Raw genomic sequence first — 18,675 nt, forward strand, 5'->3', positions numbered from 1 at the left:
CGGCCGCGGCGCCGAAGGCCGCCGCGGCCGCGAAGTACAACGGCGCGTGCGGCGGTGGCTACTCCGTGGTGAACTCCGCGCAGATCGGCACCAAGGGCACGGTTTTCCTCACCTACAGCTCCGCCACCGGCAAGAACTGTGTGGTGACCGTCCGCACCACGCCCGGGACCGCCGTGCACATGACGGCCTCACTCGGGTTCGCCTCGCCCACCACGACGGTCTCGGACACGGGGTACTACACCACGTACGCGGGACCGGTCTATCTCGACGCACGTGGCCTGTGCGTGACGTGGCGGGGCGAAATCTCCGGTGAGGTGGCCGGCAAGAACGGCACCAACTGCGGTTCACTGGCCGCCAACCGGCGCTGATACCGAGCGGATCGGCCCGGCGCGTGGTGTGCGCACACCACGCGCCGGGCAGCAGGTGCCGGCCGAGGACCCGCAGATCCACCCCCGATGCAGGGCGGCGATCGCGCGAACGCATCGCACCGGACCCCGTACCCCTGCATCCCTGCACGCCTGCACGCCTGGGTGGAGACTGAGGACGGCGCCGCCGTCACCGAGCCCGCCTCGACGCTCGCCTACAAGGCCGGCTCCCACCCGCTCGGGGCGTTGCGCGAGGCCGGGTACTGGCTCGGCGAGGTCTGCGACGACGTCGTCATGAGCACCCTCGCCAAGGATTTCACCGTCCCGGACGCCGTCCGCGGTGCCGGGGCGGTGCCGGGGCGGTGCCGCTCCAGGTGGCTGGCTCCGAGGTAGGGGCTGCTCCGACCAGGTCGCGCGCTGTCGCGACCCGGTGCGTGCCGACGTACCCCGACCGGGTCGTTCGCCACCGCGACCTGGTGATGCGCGACGCCAACTACCTGAAGAACCAAGAGAAACAACGCCACCCCGACCCACCCCGGCGACCACCTGACGCATCCCAGGAGCTCGTCACCCACACGCCCTTCCAGACCTGCGACGACTGCGACCGCGCCTTCCGCTCCCCCACCCCCGGCCACTGCCGCGACTGCCGCGAACACCGCACGCACCGAAGCGAAGACGCACGAACTGCCGCCGCCTGACCGGGCGGAGCGCAGCAGCGCGGACAGCACGGCCGCATGGCTTTCGTCACAGCGAAAAGACGGAATCCGAGGGCAACTGCACGCTTTGGTGACGTCTGTCCGCCGTGTGTGGCGCCGCCCCGCCCCCCGGCCCGGGATAATCCCCCGGCCCCCTCACAGGATCCCCATACCATCGGCACAGGTCGCCCGCGTGATCGTTCCGCCGTGGCAACCGCCCCTCAGCGTTCTCCGCCGTTCGGACCCGACCCAAGGGATCATGTGAAGATTCGCCGCGCTCTCGCCACCGCCGTCGCCGCCGCCGTGACCGCCCCCGCCGTGCTGCTCTCCGTCACCCCCGCGTTCGCCGACACCAAGCCGGCGGCGCAGACGCAGAACAAGCCGACCATCAAGGAGCTGGAGAAGGCCGCCGCCGAGGCACAGAAGGCGTACGACAAGGCCGTCCAGGCGAAGGCCGACGCCATCCTGGTGCTGGAGAAGGCGCTCGCCGCCCTCGACAGCACCCACCCCCTGGCGGTCGCCGCCAAGGCCGCCAAGCAGGCCGCCACGGACGCCGCCGCCGCGAAGACCGCCGCCGACCAGGCCGTGACCGCCGCGAAGGCGGCCATCGAGGACCTGCCCACCGACGCCACCGAGGAGCAGAGGGCCGACGCGGAGGCCACGCTCTCCGAGGCCGAGGCGGCCGCGGCGACGGCTGCCACCGCCGAGACCACCGCCGTCACCAAGGCCGCCGAGGCCGGCGAGGCACTCGACGACGCCCGGGTCGCGGCGGTCCGCGCCTACAGCGTGGTCGACAAGGCCCTGGACGACGCGCTCGCCGCGAAGATCGCGGCCGACGCGGCGCTGGCCCAGGCCAAGAAGGAGGCGGAGGAGGAAGGCCAGGACTGCGAGCCCGAGCACGACCTCACCGCCGAGGTGACCGGCCTGCCGACCAAGCTCGTCGCCGGGACGACCACCGCCTTCTCCGTCCGGGTGACCAACGGCTCCGACCGGCACATGGACGAGGTCATCGCGTACGTCGGAGTCCACGCGACCGACAAGAGCGGCCTCAAGGACACGGGCAAGTTCTTCCGCCTCCAGTGGTCCTCCGAGTCGTCCCCGAAGTGGAAGAACGTCAAGGACGACTACATCGACGCCGTCGGCGCGCTGAAGCCCGGCGCCCGGACCGACCTGAAGATGCGCCTCACGCTCGACAAGGCCACCCCGGCCGGCAACGGTCTCGCGTTCATCGCGGCCGACTTCTTCAACGAGGACGGCTCCTGCGGCGGGGCGCCCGGCGTGGACAGGTACGAGTTCGACGTCAAGGCCGCCGGCAGCAAGCCCGACAAGACCGAGGACGCCAAGCCCAAGCCCGCCACGAGCACGAAGCCCGATGGCAAGGGCTCCGGCCACCAGCCGCAGGGCTCGGCGTCGGGCACCCCGGCGAAGACCGGCACGAACGGCACCCTCGCCGCCACGGGTTCGTCCTCCGCCACCACCTCGATCGCTCTCGCGGGCGGTGCGGCCGTGGTGCTCGGCGCGGCGGCGATGCTCGTCGTGCGTCGCCGGAAGGCCGGCTCCGACGTCTGACGGTGAGACGGTGAAGCCGTGAGAGGGCGGAGACCTGCGGGTCTCCGCCCTCTCGCGTCGTCTCACGGCATCGTCGCGCCCAACTCCGCGACGGCTCCGATTTTCCCGGAGATGCCTGAGCCGGCCGTCGTCCACCGGGCCCCGGCGCTCAGACCGCGTGCGAGGACCGAAACCTCAGCCGGTATTCCGTGGGCGTCACGTTCAGCCGCCGCCGGAAGGCGCGTACCAGGGTGTCCACCGTGCCGAACCCGCAGACGGACGCGATGCGTTCGAGGGTGGAATCGGAGGACTCCAGCTCGTTACGGGCCTTCTCCACCCGTACGGACTCGATGTAGGCGTGCGGGGTGGTACCGAGCTCGGTCTTGAAGATCCGGGTCAGGTGACGGTCGCTGACATGGGCGTACGCCGCGAGGTCCGCGACGGTGAGCCGGCGGCCGATGTTGCGCAGGATGTGGTGGCGGAGGTCCTCGACGCGCCGCGTCGCCGAGATCTGCTCCAGCGGAACACTGAACTGGCTCTGCCCGCTCTGCCGCTTCAGGTACATCACGAGCTGACGGGCGACACGCAGGGCGACGGCCTCGCCGAGGTCGTCCGCGACCAGGGCGAGGGACAGATCGAGGCAGGCGCTGATCCCGGCCCCGGTCCAGACGTCGCCCTCGCGGATGAAGATCGGGTCGGCGTCGACCTCGATCTCCGGGTGCTCGGCGGCGAGTTGCCGCGCGGTCGACCAGTGAGTGGTGGCGCGCTTGCCGTCGAGCAGGCCGGCGGCGGCCAGCAGATGCGCTCCGACGCAGACGGAGGTGGTCCGCCGGGAGCGCGCGGCGAGTTCCTTGACCCGCTCCACCAGCCCGGGGTCGACGAGGGCGTGCACCCGGCGCTCGCTGTCGATCTCCACCGAGCCGGGGACGATGAGGGTGTCGATGCTCCGCCCGGCCACCTCGTCGAAGGTGAGATCGGGGAGGATGCGGACCCCGGCCCCGGTGGTGACGGGGTCCCTGGACCCGGCGGCCAGGACGACCTCGTATCCGGCCGCGTCGTCGGACTCACGCCGGGCGAGCGAGAACACCTCCGGGGGTCCGGTGACGTCGAGCAGGTCGACGCCCTCGAAGAGGACGATGACGACGAGCCGTCCGGCGCTGTCCATGCCCGGCCTCCCTGATCAGCCATATCTCCGGCAGCGGCCACCACCGGAGACGTGTGTCGGTATCTGCATGTTAGACGTCATTGCGGACACCCTTGGCCGGGCCCTAGCGTCGGGAACGGCTCGGCACCCGAGCGCATCCCTCCCCGACGTACGACCCCGAGGCGGTACCCCATGTCCCGAACCACCCTGCGCGAACTCAACGGCTTCGACGCGACCCCGGCCGTGCTCGCCGCCTCCACGCTGATCCTGGTCGACTACCAGAACACCTACACCCGCGGCGTGATGGAACTCGACGGGTGGCAGGACTCGCTGGACGCCGCCGCGCACCTGCTGGCCCGGGCCCGCGAGGCGGGGACGAAGGTCGTGCACGTCATCAACGACGGCGGCGAGGGAACCCCGTACGACATCCGGGCCGAGATCGGACAGATCCACCCCGCCCTCACCCCGGCCGACGGCGAGGCCGTCGTCGTCAAGCAGGCCCCGGACTCCTTCCACGGCACCGACCTGGGCGAGCACGTCCCCGAGGGCCAGGACGTGATCATCGCCGGCTGGATGACCCACATGTGCGTGGCGTTCACGGCACAGGGCGCGTTCCTGCGCGGCAACCGGCCCACGGTCGTCGCCGACGCCTGCGCGACCCGGTCCCTGCCGGTCGCCGGGACCGACCTCGACGCCCGCCAGGTGCACCACGGCGCGCTGGCCACCATCGGCGACCTGTACGGGGTCGTCGTCGCCTCCCAGGAGGAGATCACCCGATAGCGCGGCCGTGCCCCGCCACAGCGATCGGCGTCGCCGCCGTCCTCGCGGCCACCGCCACCGGCGAGAGTGGCGGCTCCGTCACCCCGGCCACGCCACGTCAGGTCCCCACATCCTTCACACCGGCTCCTTGCGTCGCACGAGTGCCGGGTGGCAGGGTTCGCATGGCCGAAACTGTGTGCGGCCTCAAGTTGTGTGCGACCTCCAAAGACCAGGTGGGGATGGACGAGCAGGCGTTCGACGCCTTTTACGCCGGAAGCGTGGGACGGCTCATCGGTCAGCTGTACGCCATGATCGGCGACCGCGCGGAGGCGCAGGACGTGGTCCAGGAAGCCTTCGTACGGGCCTGGGAGCGCCGGGCCGCACTGGACAAGGACGGTGCGCCGGAGGCGTGGGTGCGTACCGTGGCCTACCGCCTGGCGGTCAGCCGGTGGCGGCGGGTGCGTACCTCCCTCACCTTCGCGAAACGGCAGGGGCCGCCCCCGGACGTACCGCCGCCGGACGACCACCATGTGCTGCTGGTCGCGGCGTTGAAGCAGATCCCCGCGGCGCAACGACGGGTCATCGTGCTCCACCACCTGTGCGACCTGGAAGTGAAGCAGGTCGCCGAGGAGACCAACTCCCCCGTGGGCACGGTCAAGGCGCAGCTGAGCCGGGGGCGTGCCGCGCTGGCGAGGATTCTGGCCGATACTGAGCTGGATCCGCGGGCGGACCGGGTTTCGGAGGTGGAACGTGGTTGACGAGACCAGCTTGGACGACCGGCTCGCCGACCTCGCCGCCGACGGGCGGCAGGGAGCCGTCCCGATGGCCGCCGAGCAGATCCGGGCACGCGGCGACCGGCGTCGGCGGCGCAAGCGGGCCGCTCGGGCGTCGGGCGGCCTGCTGCTGGCCGCTGCTGTGGCCGTGGGAGGTCTCTCGCTGGTCCGGGCCGGGCTGGCGGAGTCGGCGCCGCCCGCCGCGGATCCGAGCCCGTCCGCGAGCGCTCCGCTGTTCGTGGCCCCGACGCCGGCACCGGGCGAGGAGTACGCCGGCGAACTCGGCTACGTGTACGACGCGGTGGACCTGGACGGGGGCCGGGTCCGGGTCACCGTCCAGCAGCTTCGCGACGAGAAGGGGACCGCCGTACCCACCGGCGTGGTGCACGAGCTGACCCTGCCGGCGGTGACCCCGGTCGAGGTGGAGCGCCTGACCGGAGGGGAACCGGGGGACAAGCGGCTGGAAGATGTCGTGGGCCGGCTGCGGGGCGGACCGCAGTGGGTGTTCGCCCTCGACTACGACGGTGAGGGCCGGGTCCAGTCGCTGCGGGAAGCGCACTGGCTGTCCGTGGAGTGACGTCCGTGGAGTGACCTCCGGGCCGGTCCGGGCGGCGATCAGCGCCGGTCGAGAAAATTGTTCCGGCCCGGATGCAACCCGGGGGGCGGTGTGGGGCGTAGAGACCGTGTAACCCGCCCACGCCGGCTTTCAGGAGTACGCCGACCATGCACGCTGCACGCCGCCAGGCCACGTCGCGCCTGCTCACCGTTGTCGTCCTCGGCGCCCTGGTCCTGACCGGCTGCGGCGGGACGACCGAGAACTCCGCGGCTCCCTCCCCCGTGGGCACGACGGCCACCGCACCGGCGGCCGCACCGGCCACCGAGCCGGCCGCCGAGGCCCCCTTCGCCGGTACCAAGCAGTTCGTGACGATCGACAGGGCCTGGGCCGAGGACGGGCTGACCAAGCTGTCGGTGCGGCTCGCCGAGAAGAAGGTGAACACCCAGTTCGACACGTGGGAGATCATCCCCGGTACGGGCGAATACACCACGGTGGCCCTGGCGCAGGATGCCCGGGTGCTGCTGACCGTGCCGGTGCGCGGCGACCGCACCCCGGAGGTCGGGGGCGGTGAACCCGTGTCGACCTCGCAGGCCGAACTCGTCAGCCTGCTGACGCAGTTGGAACCCCGGATCCGTGAAGGCACCGGGTTCGACCTGAGCTTCGACGGAGAGGGCCAGGTCACCAAGTTGCAGTCGCTGTACAAGCCGTGAGCATGGCGCGTCGGCCACGCCGGAATCTGCCGGGGACCGCAGCGGAGGTGGGGCATGGACGATGAAACCGACCTGGAGGGCCGGCTCGCCGACCTCGCCGCCTCGGGCCGGCGCTACGCCGCACCGCAGGCCGCGGAGCAGGTCCGAGCGCGCGGCGATCAGCGCCGTCGGCGCAAGCGGGTGGCTCGGGCGTCGGGCGGCGTGATGATGGCTGCGGCTCTGGCCATGGGGGTCCTGTCGGTGGCCCGGCTCGGACCGGAGGCGGCACCGTCCGCCGCGAAGCCGACAGCAGCGGCGAGTGCCTCCCCGTTCGTGGCCCCGACGCCCGCACCGGGGGAGGAATACGCCAGTGAACTCGGTTTCGTTTACGACGCGGTGGCACTGAAGGGGAATACGGTTCGGGTCACCGTGGCGCAGGTCCGCACCGGAAGGGGTGCTGTCACACGCACCGGAGTGGTGCACCAAATGACCCTGAGACAGGAAACTCCGGTCGAGGTCAAACATATGGCCGACGGAGAATCGGGGGACATGCGGGTAAACGAATTGGTGGACCGGCTGAGCGCCGGGCCGCAGTGGGTGTTCGCCATCGATTACGACAGCGAGGGCCGCGTGGTGTCGCTTCGGGAAGCCTACTGGCTTGACCGCCAAGCGAGCCCCTGACCAGGGAGAACATACGTCCCCACGAGACCCGTCAGTCTTCTCGGCTGCCGGGATCTTCGTCGTTCGGAGACGGCACGATCGTGAAATTCAAAAGAAAAAATAATCTGATCCGAGTGCAACCCGGTGGGCTGCGTGGGGCGTAGAGAGTGTGTAACCCCAACACACTGATCAATAGGAGCAGTTGACCATGAACGCTTCCCGCCGTCACTCCGCCAAAGGCTGGCTCACCGCTATCGCTCTCAGCACCCTCGTCCTGACCGGCTGCGGCCAGAATTCCGCGGACCGCATGGCCCCCTCCGCAGCCGCCAAGCCGGCTTCGTCCCCCGCGGCCGACGACATGACGGACGCGGCTGACGCGGCGGACGACGCTCGGTCCGAGGACGGCGACAAGACCGCTCCTCCCGCCACGAGCGACGAGAAGACCACACCGCCCTCGCGAGCCGACGAGAGCGGCTTCCGCACGGACGCCGACAGGAAGTCCACCGACGCCGCCGCCCCGTCTTCCGCACCGGCGGCCCCGGCAGCCCCGGCAGCCTCGAAGGACACCTCGGCGGCGGCCGGCACCGCCCCCTTCGCCGGCACCGAGCCGTTCGTCAACATCAGCAAGGCCTGGATCAGCGGCGGGCGCGCCTACCTGTCCGTGCGAACCGCCGAAAAGAAGATCAACACCCGGTTCGACACCTGGGAGATCAACCCGGGCACGGGCCCCTTCACGACGGTGCCCATGGACGGGAACAGCAAGGTGCTGCTGGCGGTCCCGGTCCGCGACGAGGTCGCCGGCACCAGCCGCGCCGAGCTGCTCCCGTACTCCCCCGCCGAGCTGGTCACCCTGATCAACCGGCTCGACCCCAGGTTCTCCGACGGCGTCGGGTACGACCTGGTCGTCGACGACGCGGGCCAGGTGACCGGCCTGACGTCACTGTTCAGGCCCTGACCCCGTGCCCCGGGCCTCCGCGAAGGGGGCCACCGGCCCGGACACGTACGCGATGACGCCCGCCCGGAGCTCGCACGCCCCGCCGCCGGGGCCGGTCGGCGAGCATCACGCGTACCGCGAGCTCCGGAGCGAGGACGTACGCACCGCGGCCTGATCCGCCGGACCCCCGCTAACGCGGCTGCTCCCGCACCCGCCGCCTCATGTCCCGGGCGGTGACCGCGACCCCGATCAGGACCGGGGCCCCCGCGGCGATCCCGACCCAGAGAACGAGCGCGAGATAGCCGTAGGCGGCGTTCCGCGTGTCCTGGTCCGCCCATACGAGGAAGACGATGCTCATCACGAGCATCACCGCCATGAGGGCGGCGACGACGATGGCGGTCCAGGTGAGAACGCCCGTCCACCGCCGGTAGGAAGCGGTGACCTCACGGGCCTGCGGTGGCGCGTACCCACCGGGCGGCCGGGGCCAGTGGGAGAGAGGGTGCTGGTCGGGCATGGGGCCAGTTCTACTGTGCACGGCCCCGGAACACCACCCTTCACTTCGTCATGGCGTCCCACCTGATGGCGCTGAAGCTGCGCACCAGGGCGACCAGCGCCGCGCCCAGCCGCCAGTCCACCTCCGGTGCGTGCAGGTGCAGCTTGTCGCCGCGGGACCGGAACTCCAGGGGCATCCGGCCGGCCGCCCGCCATCGGATGCGCCTGGGGGCACGCGCGGCTCCGCCCTCGTTCCCCGGGGTGCCGTCGAGCACGGTGACGAGGACGGCCAGCACCATCAGAGGCAGGAACAGCCACCACACGAACCACCACACGATCCTCCCCTTGTAGCCCACCATCTCGGGGCCGCCGGGCTGGGTCACGGTCCAGCGGGTGCGCAGGCCCCGGCCCCGGAGAGCCTTCTCGCGCACGATCGTGCCGATCAACTCGCCCTGTGCGCCGATCACCTGGAAGGTGGCGACCCCGCCGTCGGCGGACTGGGTCACCACGGTGGCCACGCGTTCCCGGCGGTGCTCGTCGGCCCACAGCACGAAGGAGCGGGCACCGGTCTTGCGGGCCGCGAGGTAGGCGGGGACGCCGCCCGGCGGCAGCTCGCGCTCGGGGCGGGCGACCACGCGGGACTGCCCCGATCCGTCGAAGAAGTCGATGGTGTCCTCGACCGTCGCCGCAGGGGTGAGGCTCCGGACCTTTCGCCGGCCGCTGTTCATCCTCAGTACGTTGCTCACCCGGGAGTTCTCCTTGGGGACTGGGATGCGGTAGGTCCGGCAACCGGCTGCCTACTTTAAAGGTCAACCAGAGTCGGCAAGAAGCAGAAAGGGGCGGCAGGCCCGCAGGCCCACCGCCCCTTCGCCCATGGGCGAGTTACTGGATGACCGTGATCCGGTCCGTCGCCGGCGGGACCAGCGGGGCGGAAGCCGTGGAGTGGGCCGCCAGGTAGGCGTTGAACAGGTCCAGGTCGGAGGCGCCGACCAGCTTGTTCGTGCCCTGGCCGAGGGCCGGGAAACCGTCGCCGCCGCCCGCGAGGAACTCGTTCATCGCCACGCGGTAGGTGCGCGCCGGGTCGATCGCCTCGCCGTTCAGCTCGATGCTGTCGGCGACCACGCGGTCCGCGCCGCTCTTCGTCAGGTCGAGGGTGTACGTGAGGCCCCTGGAGACCTGGAGGATCTTCGGGCCGGCCTCGTTGGCGCCGCTGACCTGCTGCTGGAGGGCGGCGACCAGCTGGGCCCCGGTCAGGTCGACGACGTTCATCATGTTGGTGAACGGCTGCACGGTGAACGCCTCGCCGTAGGTGACGACCCCGTCGCCCTCACTGCCGGAGGCCTTGTGCACCAGGTCCGCGCGGATACCGCCCGGGTTCATGAACGCGACTTCCGCACCGCCCTTGTCGGCCGGGGCGAGGCCTTCGAGCTGGGCGTCGGCGATGACGTTGCCGAGCGGCTTCTCGGGGGCCGTGGAGCCGCGGCCGTTGATGTCGGCGCTGATCCAGCCCTGCGGCCTGTTCGCGATCGGGGCGGCCAGCTTGTTCCAGCGGTCGATCAGGCGCGTCATGTCGGCGGCCTTGGGCTGGTCCCGGGTCACGACGTGGTTCGCCGACTTCACCGACGTACGGACGATGTCCTTGGTGCGGCGGTCGTAGGTGAGCGTGGTGTCCGTGTACAGCTTGCCGAACGACGAGGCCGAGGTGACCATGCGCGGCTTGCCGGACGGGTCCGGGACGGTGCACACGTACGCCTGGTGGGTGTGGCCCGTGACCAGGGCGTCCACCTTCGGCGTGATGCCCTTGGCGATGTCGACGATCGGGCCGGAGATGCCGTCGCCCGCGCCGGGGCTGTCGCAGTCGTAGTTGTACGAGGTGGAGGCCGGGGCCCCACCCTCGTGGATCAGCGCGACGATGGACTTGACGCCCTTGCGGTCCAGCTCGCGGGCGTACTTGTTGATCGTCTCGACCTCGTCGTGGAACTTGAGGCCCTTGACGCCGTTGGCCGTGACGATGTCCGGCGTGCCCTCCAGGGTCACCCCGATGAAGCCGATCTTGACGCCCTTCTTCTTCCAGACCGTGTACGGCTTCAGCAGCGGCTTGCCGGTCTTCTCCTTGGTCACGTTGGCCGCGAGGTAGGGGAAGTCAGCTCCCTCGAACTCCTTGCCCTTCCCGTAGCAGCCCTCGACCGGGTGGCAGCCGCCGTTCTGGAGACGGGCCAGCTCGGTCGCGCCCTCGTCGAACTCGTGGTTGCCGACCGCCGTGACGTCCAGGTCGAGGCCGTTCAGCGCCTCGATCGTCGGCTCGTCGTGGAAGAGGCCCGACAGCAGCGGGCTCGCGCCGACCATGTCGCCGCCGGCCGCCGTGACGGAGTACGGGTTTCCCTTGCGCGCGGTGCGCAGCGAGGTCGCCAGGTACTCGACACCACCGGCCGGGATCGCCTCGACCGTGCCGTCGGGGTGCGTCCTGGTGACGTTGCCCGCCGAACCCGCCGGCGGCTCCAGATTGCCGTGCAGGTCGTTGAACGACAGCAACTGCACGTCGACGGTCCGGGACTTGTGGCCGTGTCCGTTCCCGTGCCCGTTGCCCCGGTCATGGGCGCCGGCCGGCATCGCGGCGACGAGCGCGCCCACGGTGGCCAGACCGGCCGCGGCGGCGAGCACCCGCCGTGCCGCACGGTTCTTCTGCGGAGTCGCTGACATCGGTCCCCTTGTGTGTCAGTGGTGTCAGTCGTGTCGCTGGTGTCACGTCTGGGATCCTGCGTGCCGCAGCCTAGAGTCAACGCGCGTAGCGCAACAGGTGTTCGGGGTTACGGACTGGTTGCCATCCAGCCAAATGGCTTGTCAGGAACGTCCCCACACGCCTTCACATCACTCATATGGCTCACATATCCGGGCAGAAACGTCACGGTGTGCATCACCACCGGAGTCGCTCCGGATGTACGGGGAGATCGGGCGGACCATCCTGGAGCGCCGGCGCGGGGAGAGGTGGGGCACGAAGGTCATCGAACGGATCGCCACCGAGCTGCGGACGGAGTTCCCGCAGCAGCGGGGATTGAGCACGCGCGACCTTCAGTACATGCAGCAGATGGCCAGGATCTGGCCCGACTCACTTGCCCAACAGCCCGTTGGACAAGTGCCCTGGGGCCACGTCGTCCTCATCATGGGCAGGTGCGCGACCCGTTTCGAGCGGGACTCCTACGCCCGGCACGCCGTAAGGGCCGTCAGCACGTACGCCGGGCTCCCCGAAGGGGTGCGAGAGCTGCTGCCCAGCGCGGAGGACCTCTCCCGCATCGCGGACCACGTCCTCAACGCCACACCACCGCCCGAGGACGCCTTGACCGCCCCTCCGCCCGAGGCCGCGCACCGGCCCGGTCCGGCCCCCGCACAGTCCGCCACAGCCCGCGGCACCGCCACCCCGCCGCGCCCCCGCCGGACGCGCCCCTCGCCGTACGCTCGGAGGCATGACGACTGACGCACCCCTCCCCGCTCCCGGACGTGAGGTCCACACCCTCGACGCACTCGACTCCGCGCAGGCCGACACCGTCCTCGCCCTGCTCGCCGAGGCCGCCCGGTCGGACGGCCGGCAGGCGGTCTCCGAGCAGGGCAGGCTCCGTATCCGGGGCGGACACCGCGACGGCGTACGGCACTTCCTCCTCACCGTCGACGGCACGCTCACCGGGTACGCCCAGCTGGAGGACACCGACCCGGTCGAGGCCCCGGCCGCCGAGCTGGTCGTCCACCCCGACCGGCGTGGCACCGGGCACGGCCGGGCGCTCGGCGCGGCTCTCCTCGCCGCGACCGGCAAGCGGCTGCGGGTCTGGGCGCACGGCGGCAGCTCCGCGGCCCGCCACCTGGCCCAGGTCCTCGGCCTCTCCCTCTTCCGCGAGCTGCGCCAGCTCCGGCGCGGCCTGGTCCCGCTCGACCTCGCGGAGCCGGTGCTGCCGGAAGGCGTCACCGTACGGACCTTCGAGCCGGGCCGTGACGACGCCGCCTGGCTCGCCGTGAACCGGGCGGCGTTCGCCCACCACCCCGAGCAGGGGTCCCTGACCCAGCAGGACCTGGACGACCGCAAGGCGGAGCCCTGGTTCGACCCGAAGGGCTTCTTCCTGGCCGAGCGGGACGGGGAGATCGTCGGCTTCCACTGGACGAAGGTGCACGCCGAGGAACGGATCGGCGAGGTGTACGTGGTCGGCGTCCTGCCCGAGGCCCAGGGCGGCGGCCTCGGCAAGGCGCTGACCTCGATCGGCCTGCACCACCTGGCCGCCGAGGCGCTGCCCACCGCGATGCTCTACGTGGACGCGGACAACACGGCGGCCGTGACGGTGTACGAGCGCATGGGCTTCACCACGCACGAGGTGGACCTGATGTACCGCACGGAGTCCTGACATCCATGTACTGACGGCCGCGCACTGAAAGCCGTGTACTGACATTCCGCCAGGCGGTCCGGGGGCGGCGTCACTTGACGTCGCCCCTTCCTTGCACCACCCTTTCACTACTCAATTAGTGAAAGGGTGGTGTGCATGAGCGCATCCGCAGCGGTCGAGTTCCGCATCGACCGGCGCAGCGGCGTCGCCACCTACCTCCAGATCGTCCAGCAGACGAAGCAGGCCCTGCGTCTGGGCGTGCTCGAACCGGGCGATCGGCTGCCGACCGCCCGCGAGGTCGTGGAAGCCACCGCGATCAACCCGAACACCGTCCTCAAGGCCTATCGCGAGCTGGAGCGCGAAGGCCTCGTCGAGGCCCGTCGCGGCCTCGGGACCTTCGTCCGCAGGACGCTGGGCGGCGCGGCCGACGCGACCGCCGCCGACGCACCGCTGCGCACCGAACTCGCCGACTGGGCCCGCCGGGCCCGCGCGGCCGGCCTGGAGAAGGACGACGTCGGCGCGCTCTTCACCGCCGTACTGGACAGCACGTACAAGGGGGACGAGGAACGATGACCGGCGTCGCGATCGAGGCACACGGCCTCGGAAAGACCTACGGGCGCGGGGGCGGCGGCCACCGCGCCCTGCACGACTGCTCGTTCCGGCTGCCCGCCGGCCGCGTCTGCGCCCTCGTCGGGCCCAACGGCGCGGGCAAGTCGACCCTGCTGAACCTGGCGGCCGGGCTGAACCGCCCCAGCGCCGGGTCCCTCGCCGTCCTCGGCTCCACCGCCCCCGGCGACGTACGCGACCGCATCGCCTTCGTCTCCCAGGACAAGCCCCTGTACCCGCAGCTCTCCGTCGCCGACACGCTGTGGGCCGGGTCCGAGCTGAACCCCGGGCGCTGGGACCGCGCCACCGCCGACCGGATCGCCGGGCCGCTGCCGCGCAAGGCCCGTGTCCGCACCCTCTCCGGCGGGCAGCGCACCCGCCTCGCGCTGGCGCTCGCACTCGGCAAGCGGCCCGAACTGATGCTGCTGGACGAGCCGATGGCCGACCTCGACCCCCTCGCCCGGCACGAGCTGATGGGCGTCCTGATGGCGGAGACCGCCGAGCACGGCACCAGCATCGTGATGTCCTCGCACATCCTCACCGAACTGGAGGGCGCCTGCGACTACCTCCTGTTCGTCGACGGTGGGCGCGTCCGGCTCGGCGGCGAGAGCGACGACATCGTCGGCGCGCACGCCCTGCTCACCGGCCGGGCCCGCGACCTGGCCCCGCACACCGTCGTCGAATCCCGCACGACGGGACGTCAGCTCACCGCGCTCGTCAGGAAGGAGGGCCCCGTGGACACCACCGCCTGGGCCGTCACGGAACCGTCCCTGGAGGAACTCCTGCTCGCCCACCTCCGCTCCCCGGACGCCCCGCCGCTGCTCACGCCGAGCGCGAGCGCCGTGTCCGGCGGGGCCCGTGAGGAGGTGGCGTCCGCGTGAGCACGCTGACACCCCCGAAGCCCGACGCGGCCACGGCCGCCCCTGCCCGCGCCACCCTGCGGGGGGCCGTGCGGGTGGTACTGCGGGTGCACCGGCGGCCGCTCCAGGTCGTGGGAGCGGCGGCGGTTCTCGTCATCCTCTGCATGGTCGGCCTCTCGCTGTGGTCCGACCGGTCCTCCGCCGACTTCGCCGCCTCGGGCTGTTCCGTCGAGCACACCGTGCCCGGTTGCGGCACCGCGGTCCGCGACTTCCTCGACGGCCAGATGCTGCTGAACGACACCCAGAACCAGGCGGGACTGCTGTTGATGGTTCTGCCCGTCCTCGTCGGCGCGTTCATGGCCGGCCCGGTCATCGCCCGCGAACTGGAGAGCGGCACCTTCCGGCTCAGCTGGTCGCAATCGGTTTCGCCCGCCCGCTGGCTCGCCGCCAAGCTCCTCGCCCCCGCCGTGCTCACCGTGGCCGTCACCTCCGCGCTGGCGGCGGTCTTCGCGTGGTTCTGGTCCCGGAACGACGACTCCTTCTACGCGCGCGCCTGGTACGAGGAGATCGTGTACGGGGCGCTCGGCACGGTCCCCGTCGCCCACGCGCTCCTCGGCCTCGCCATCGGCACCCTGGCAGGGCTCCTGGTGCGGCGCACGGTGGCGGCGATGGCCACGACCGTCGTCGCGAGCGGCCTGCTGCTCGTGGCCTTCGACACCCTGCGCGTCGGCCTCTGGCCGATCCGGACCGACGTCGTCGCGATACGGAGCGGATACGGCTTCCCCGCGGACTCCTGGCCGGGGGCGCAGGGCTATGTGACGCACACGGGCGAGCGGCTCCCGGCAGAGGTCTGCCAGGAGCCCGCGGGCGACGTCGTGGAATGCCTGGCCGCCCACGGCTCCTCGGAGCGCTACTACGACTACCACCCCGCCTCCCACTTCTGGCCCCTCCAGCTCGTCGAGACCGGCATCCTGCTCGCCCTCGCCGCCCTCACCGTGTTCCTCGCCTTCCGGACCCTGCGCCGCCTCCACGGCTGACCGCACCCGCCTCGCCGTCCGGGCCCCGCGAGGGGTGGGCCCGGACGGCGAGCACGTACGCCCGCCCCCGAGCGGCAACCCGCCGCGGCGAACACGTACAGTGACAACGAGGCCCACCCGCAGGCACACCGCTTCCTGTACGTCATGTCCCCGTTACCGGCCATTCAGACGTCCTTGCGACCCTCACGGGATGCAGCCAGCTGTGCCCGCCCCCCGCCGCAACGGGAGAGCCCGGGGAAACGCCACTCACGGCTCCCCCGGCCGTGACCCGGGGTTTCCCGGGCCTTCCGCGATCTTTCCGGGCTCCGACGCGCCTGAGGGGCGCTCCGCGCGGAACAATAGGTCCATGAGCCAGCAGCCCAGCTCCGAGGTCCCGGTCCAGCCCGCCGCCCAGCCGTCCGTCGGCTCACTCGCCGCGCACCGGCCGCACGCCACCCCTGCGCCCAACGGGGTCGGCTTCTCCACCGCCGCCGATCTGGATCCCGACCTCGACTCCGACGCGGACGCCTACGAGCCCGACCGGGACGGCGACGAGCTGCCCCAGGGCCGCTTCCTGGACCGCGAACGCAGCTGGCTCGCGTTCAACGAGCGGGTCCTGGAACTGGCCGAGGACCCGGCCACGCCCATCCTGGAGCGGGCCAACTTCCTCGCCATCTTCGCGTCGAACCTGGACGAGTTCTTCATGGTCCGGGTGGCCGGCCTCAAGCGCCGCATCGCCACCGGCGTCGCCACCCGCTCCGCCTCCGGCCTCCAGCCCCGCGAGGTCCTGGACCTCATCTGGACCCGTTCGCGCGAACTCATGGCCCGGCACGCCGCCTGCTACCAGCAGGACATCGCCCCGGACCTGTCCGACGAGGGCATCCAGCTGATCCGCTGGCCGGACCTGACCGAGAAGGAGCAGGCCCGCCTGTTCACCTTCTTCCGGCAGCGCGTCTTCCCGGTCCTGACCCCGCTGGCCGTCGACCCCGCGCACCCCTTCCCGTACATCTCCGGGCTCTCCCTCAACCTCGCCGTCGTCGTCCGCAACCCGGTCAGCGGCCACCGCCACTTCGCCCGGGTCAAGGTCCCGCCGCTGCTGACCCGCTTCCTGGAGGCCTCGCCCCAGCGGTACGTGCCCATCGAGGACGTCATCGCGGCGCACCTGGAGGAGCTGTTCCCGGGCATGGAGGTGCTGGCGCACCACATGTTCCGGGTCACCAGGAACGAGGACCTGGAGGTCGAGGAGGACGACACGGAGAACCTCCTCCAGGCCCTGGAGAAGGAGCTCATGCGCCGCCGGTTCGGCCCGCCGGTGCGCCTGGAGGTCGAGGAGTCCATCGACCCGTACGTCCTGGACCTGCTGGTCCGCGAGCTGAAGGTGTCCGACGCGGAGGTCTACCCGCTGCCCGGCCCCCTCGACCTGACCGGGCTCTTCGCCATCGCCTCGCTGGACCGGCCGGAGCTGAAGTTCCCCAAGTTCATCGCGGGCACCCACCGGGACCTGGCCGAGGTGGAGTCCGCCTCCGCGCCCGACATCTTCGCCGCCCTGCGCGAACGCGACGTGCTGCTCCACCACCCGTACGACTCGTTCTCCACCTCCGTCCAGGCGTTCCTGGAACAGGCGGCGGGCGACCCGGACGTCCTGGCCATCAAGCAGACGCTGTACCGCACCTCCGGCGACTCGCCGATAGTGGACGCCCTCATCGACGCCGCCGAGTCCGGCAAGCAGGTCCTCGTCCTCGTCGAGATCAAGGCCCGGTTCGACGAGCAGGCCAACATCAAGTGGGCCCGCAAGCTGGAGGAGTCCGGCTGCCATGTCGTGTACGGACTCGTCGGGCTGAAGACCCACTGCAAGCTCTCGCTGGTCGTCCGCCAGGAGGGCGACACGCTGCGCCGCTACTCCCACGTCGGCACCGGCAACTACCACCCCAAGACGGCCCGGCTGTACGAGGACCTCGGGCTGCTCACGGCGGACCCGCAGGTCGGGGCGGACCTCTCCGACCTGTTCAACCGGCTCTCCGGATACTCCCGCCGCGAGACCTACCGCCGTCTCCTGGTCGCCCCGAAGTCCCTGCGCGACGGGCTGATCGCCCGGATCAACAAGGAGATCGCCCACCACCGCGCCGGCCGCCCCGCCTACGTGCGGATCAAGGTCAACTCGATGGTCGACGAAGCGATCATCGACGCCTGTTACCGGGCGGCCCAGGCAGGCGTGCCCGTCGACATCTGGGTGCGCGGGATCTGCGCGATCCGCCCCGGCGTCGCCGGGCTCTCCGAGAACATCCGGGTCCGCTCCATACTCGGCCGCTTCCTCGAACACTCCCGGGTCTTCTCCTTCGGCAACGGCGGAGAGCCCGAGGTGTGGTTCGGCAGCGCCGACATGATGCACCGCAACCTCGACCGCCGGATCGAAGCCCTGGTCCGGGTCACCGACCCCGCCCACCGCGCCGCACTCAGCCGACTCCTGGAGACCGGTATGGCCGACACCACCGCCTCCTGGCACCTGGGCCCCGACGGGAACTGGACCCGGCACGCCACGGACGCGGACGGCCAGCCGCTGCGGCACGTCCAGGAAATGCTCATCGACGCCCGGAGGCGCAGGCGTGCGACGCCCTGACCAGCAGACGACGACCCGGCCGACGCCGGACGCGGCCCCCGGCACCACTCCGGACGCGCCGCCCGCCGAGGCCACGGAACCGGGGACGCGACGCCTCCCCGAGGCCGCCTCGCCCGGGACGCGGCGCCTCGCCGACGCCACCGGCGGAGCTCGCCCCCCGGACTCCGCCGCCGGATCCCGCCCCGCCGGGGACCTGACCACGGAGGCGGTCCTCGCGCCCTACCTCCGGGGACAGGCCGCCGAGTTCCTGCGCAGCCTGCGCCTGCACCACGAGCACAGCGCCCCCGCGGACTCCGGCGGCCACGACGCCGCGGCCGCCACCCGCGCACTGCGCCGCTCGGCCCGCCGGATCAGCGGCTCCCTGCACACCTTCCGTGCCGCCCTCGACCCGCTCTGGGCCGATCAGCTCCGCGCCGAACTGGCCTGGCTCTCCGGCATCCTCGCCCGCGAACACGCCTACGCGAACCGTCTCACCCGGCTCGTCGAGGCCCTGCACCAGCTCTCCGGCCCGGCCCTCCCCGCGGCCCGGGGCGTCCGGGCCGCCGGGGAGAGCGCCGCCTCCGACGCCCAGGGCCGCGCCGCCCTCGGGGTCGGGGC

19 protein-coding genes and 1 pseudogene are annotated in these 18,675 nt (G+C 71.7%); 16 read left to right on the forward strand and 4 right to left on the reverse strand.

Annotation, left to right across the window (positions count from 1 at the left end):
• The 3 genes from CR470_RS24430 to CR470_RS24445 all read left to right on the forward strand — a co-directional run.
• The coding region (locus CR470_RS24430) for a spore-associated protein A (RefSeq protein WP_097869687.1) at positions 1 to 368 on the forward strand (368 nt) is incomplete at its 5' end.
• Positions 369 to 530: 162 nt separating this feature from the next.
• Positions 531 to 758, forward strand: a complete 228-nt coding sequence (locus CR470_RS39715; protein WP_179892367.1) for a hypothetical protein — start codon at positions 531 to 533, stop codon at positions 756 to 758.
• A gap of 563 nt (positions 759 to 1,321) precedes the next feature.
• The gene (locus CR470_RS24445) at positions 1,322 to 2,629 is read left to right on the forward strand and encodes an LPXTG cell wall anchor domain-containing protein (protein WP_097869689.1); all 1,308 of its coding nucleotides are present in this window, start codon (positions 1,322 to 1,324) and stop codon (positions 2,627 to 2,629) included.
• A 148-nt stretch (positions 2,630 to 2,777) separates the two neighbouring features.
• Here CR470_RS24445 and CR470_RS24450 read toward each other — a convergent pair whose 3' ends face one another.
• Entirely contained in the window at positions 2,778 to 3,773 is a 996-nt protein-coding gene (locus CR470_RS24450) for a GlxA family transcriptional regulator (RefSeq protein ID WP_097869690.1), read from the reverse strand.
• A 171-nt stretch (positions 3,774 to 3,944) separates the two neighbouring features.
• Between CR470_RS24450 and CR470_RS24455 the strand changes: the two genes are divergently transcribed.
• The 6 genes from CR470_RS24455 (at position 3,945) to CR470_RS24480 (ending at position 8,144) form a co-directional block, all read left to right on the forward strand.
• Positions 3,945 to 4,532 carry an isochorismatase family protein gene (locus tag CR470_RS24455; protein WP_097869691.1) on the forward strand — a complete coding sequence of 196 codons (588 nt, stop codon included), beginning with the start codon at positions 3,945 to 3,947 and terminating at the stop codon, positions 4,530 to 4,532.
• A 218-nt stretch (positions 4,533 to 4,750) separates the two neighbouring features.
• A complete protein-coding gene (locus CR470_RS24460; RefSeq protein WP_097869692.1) occupies positions 4,751 to 5,269 on the forward strand; it encodes a SigE family RNA polymerase sigma factor in 519 nt (172 codons plus the stop codon).
• The gene (locus CR470_RS24465; RefSeq protein WP_097869693.1) at positions 5,262 to 5,861 is read left to right on the forward strand and encodes a hypothetical protein; all 600 of its coding nucleotides are present in this window, start codon (positions 5,262 to 5,264) and stop codon (positions 5,859 to 5,861) included. Before CR470_RS24460 ends, CR470_RS24465 begins: the two co-directional genes overlap by 8 nt.
• Positions 5,862 to 6,007: 146 nt before the next feature.
• Positions 6,008 to 6,550 (forward strand): hypothetical protein, encoded by a 543-nt coding sequence (locus CR470_RS24470; protein WP_097869694.1) that lies wholly within the window; start codon positions 6,008 to 6,010, stop codon positions 6,548 to 6,550.
• 54 nt (positions 6,551 to 6,604) lie between these two features.
• A complete protein-coding gene (locus CR470_RS24475; protein ID WP_097869695.1) occupies positions 6,605 to 7,210 on the forward strand; it encodes a hypothetical protein in 606 nt (201 codons plus the stop codon).
• A 187-nt stretch (positions 7,211 to 7,397) separates the two neighbouring features.
• Positions 7,398 to 8,144 (forward strand): hypothetical protein, encoded by a 747-nt coding sequence (locus CR470_RS24480; protein WP_097869696.1) that lies wholly within the window; start codon positions 7,398 to 7,400, stop codon positions 8,142 to 8,144.
• 169 nt (positions 8,145 to 8,313) lie between these two features.
• Here CR470_RS24480 and CR470_RS40740 read toward each other — a convergent pair whose 3' ends face one another.
• The 3 genes from CR470_RS40740 to CR470_RS24495 form a co-directional block, all read right to left on the reverse strand.
• Complete coding sequence (locus CR470_RS40740; RefSeq protein WP_257138902.1) at positions 8,314 to 8,637, reverse strand: hypothetical protein; 324 nt, start codon at positions 8,635 to 8,637, stop codon at positions 8,314 to 8,316.
• A 40-nt stretch (positions 8,638 to 8,677) separates the two neighbouring features.
• Complete coding sequence (locus CR470_RS24490; protein ID WP_179892368.1) at positions 8,678 to 9,361, reverse strand: hypothetical protein; 684 nt, start codon at positions 9,359 to 9,361, stop codon at positions 8,678 to 8,680.
• A gap of 136 nt (positions 9,362 to 9,497) precedes the next feature.
• Positions 9,498 to 11,315 (reverse strand): bifunctional metallophosphatase/5'-nucleotidase, encoded by a 1,818-nt coding sequence (locus CR470_RS24495; RefSeq protein WP_097869697.1) that lies wholly within the window; start codon positions 11,313 to 11,315, stop codon positions 9,498 to 9,500.
• A gap of 235 nt (positions 11,316 to 11,550) precedes the next feature.
• Here CR470_RS24495 and CR470_RS24500 point away from each other — a divergent pair, with 235 nt between their 5' ends.
• The 7 genes and pseudogenes from CR470_RS24500 to CR470_RS24530 form a co-directional block, all read left to right on the forward strand.
• Positions 11,551 to 12,087 (forward strand): DUF1016 N-terminal domain-containing protein, encoded by a 537-nt coding sequence (locus CR470_RS24500; RefSeq protein WP_257138903.1) that lies wholly within the window; start codon positions 11,551 to 11,553, stop codon positions 12,085 to 12,087.
• Positions 12,077 to 13,000 (forward strand): mycothiol synthase, encoded by a 924-nt coding sequence (gene mshD, locus CR470_RS24505; protein WP_097869699.1) that lies wholly within the window; start codon positions 12,077 to 12,079, stop codon positions 12,998 to 13,000. Before CR470_RS24500 ends, mshD begins: the two co-directional genes overlap by 11 nt.
• A gap of 135 nt (positions 13,001 to 13,135) precedes the next feature.
• Entirely contained in the window at positions 13,136 to 13,552 is a 417-nt protein-coding gene (locus tag CR470_RS24510; protein ID WP_097869700.1) for a GntR family transcriptional regulator, read from the forward strand.
• Positions 13,549 to 14,466, forward strand: a complete 918-nt coding sequence (locus CR470_RS24515) for an ABC transporter ATP-binding protein (RefSeq protein ID WP_097869701.1) — start codon at positions 13,549 to 13,551, stop codon at positions 14,464 to 14,466. The genes CR470_RS24510 and CR470_RS24515 overlap by 4 nt, the downstream gene beginning before the upstream one ends.
• Positions 14,463 to 15,482, forward strand: coding sequence for an ABC transporter permease (locus CR470_RS24520; protein WP_257138904.1), 1,020 nt, complete (start codon positions 14,463 to 14,465; stop codon positions 15,480 to 15,482). Before CR470_RS24515 ends, CR470_RS24520 begins: the two co-directional genes overlap by 4 nt.
• Positions 15,483 to 15,828: 346 nt before the next feature.
• Positions 15,829 to 18,078, forward strand: coding sequence for an RNA degradosome polyphosphate kinase (locus CR470_RS24525; RefSeq protein WP_097869702.1), 2,250 nt, complete (start codon positions 15,829 to 15,831; stop codon positions 18,076 to 18,078).
• Positions 18,065 to 18,675, forward strand: a pseudogene (locus CR470_RS24530) (CHAD domain-containing protein); the annotation flags it as partial. The gene CR470_RS24525 and the pseudogene CR470_RS24530, both read left to right, overlap by 14 nt.

The sequence above is a fragment of the Streptomyces sp. rh34 genome, assembly GCF_002551245.1.
Classification (GTDB): Bacteria; Actinomycetota; Actinomycetes; order Streptomycetales; family Streptomycetaceae; genus Streptomyces.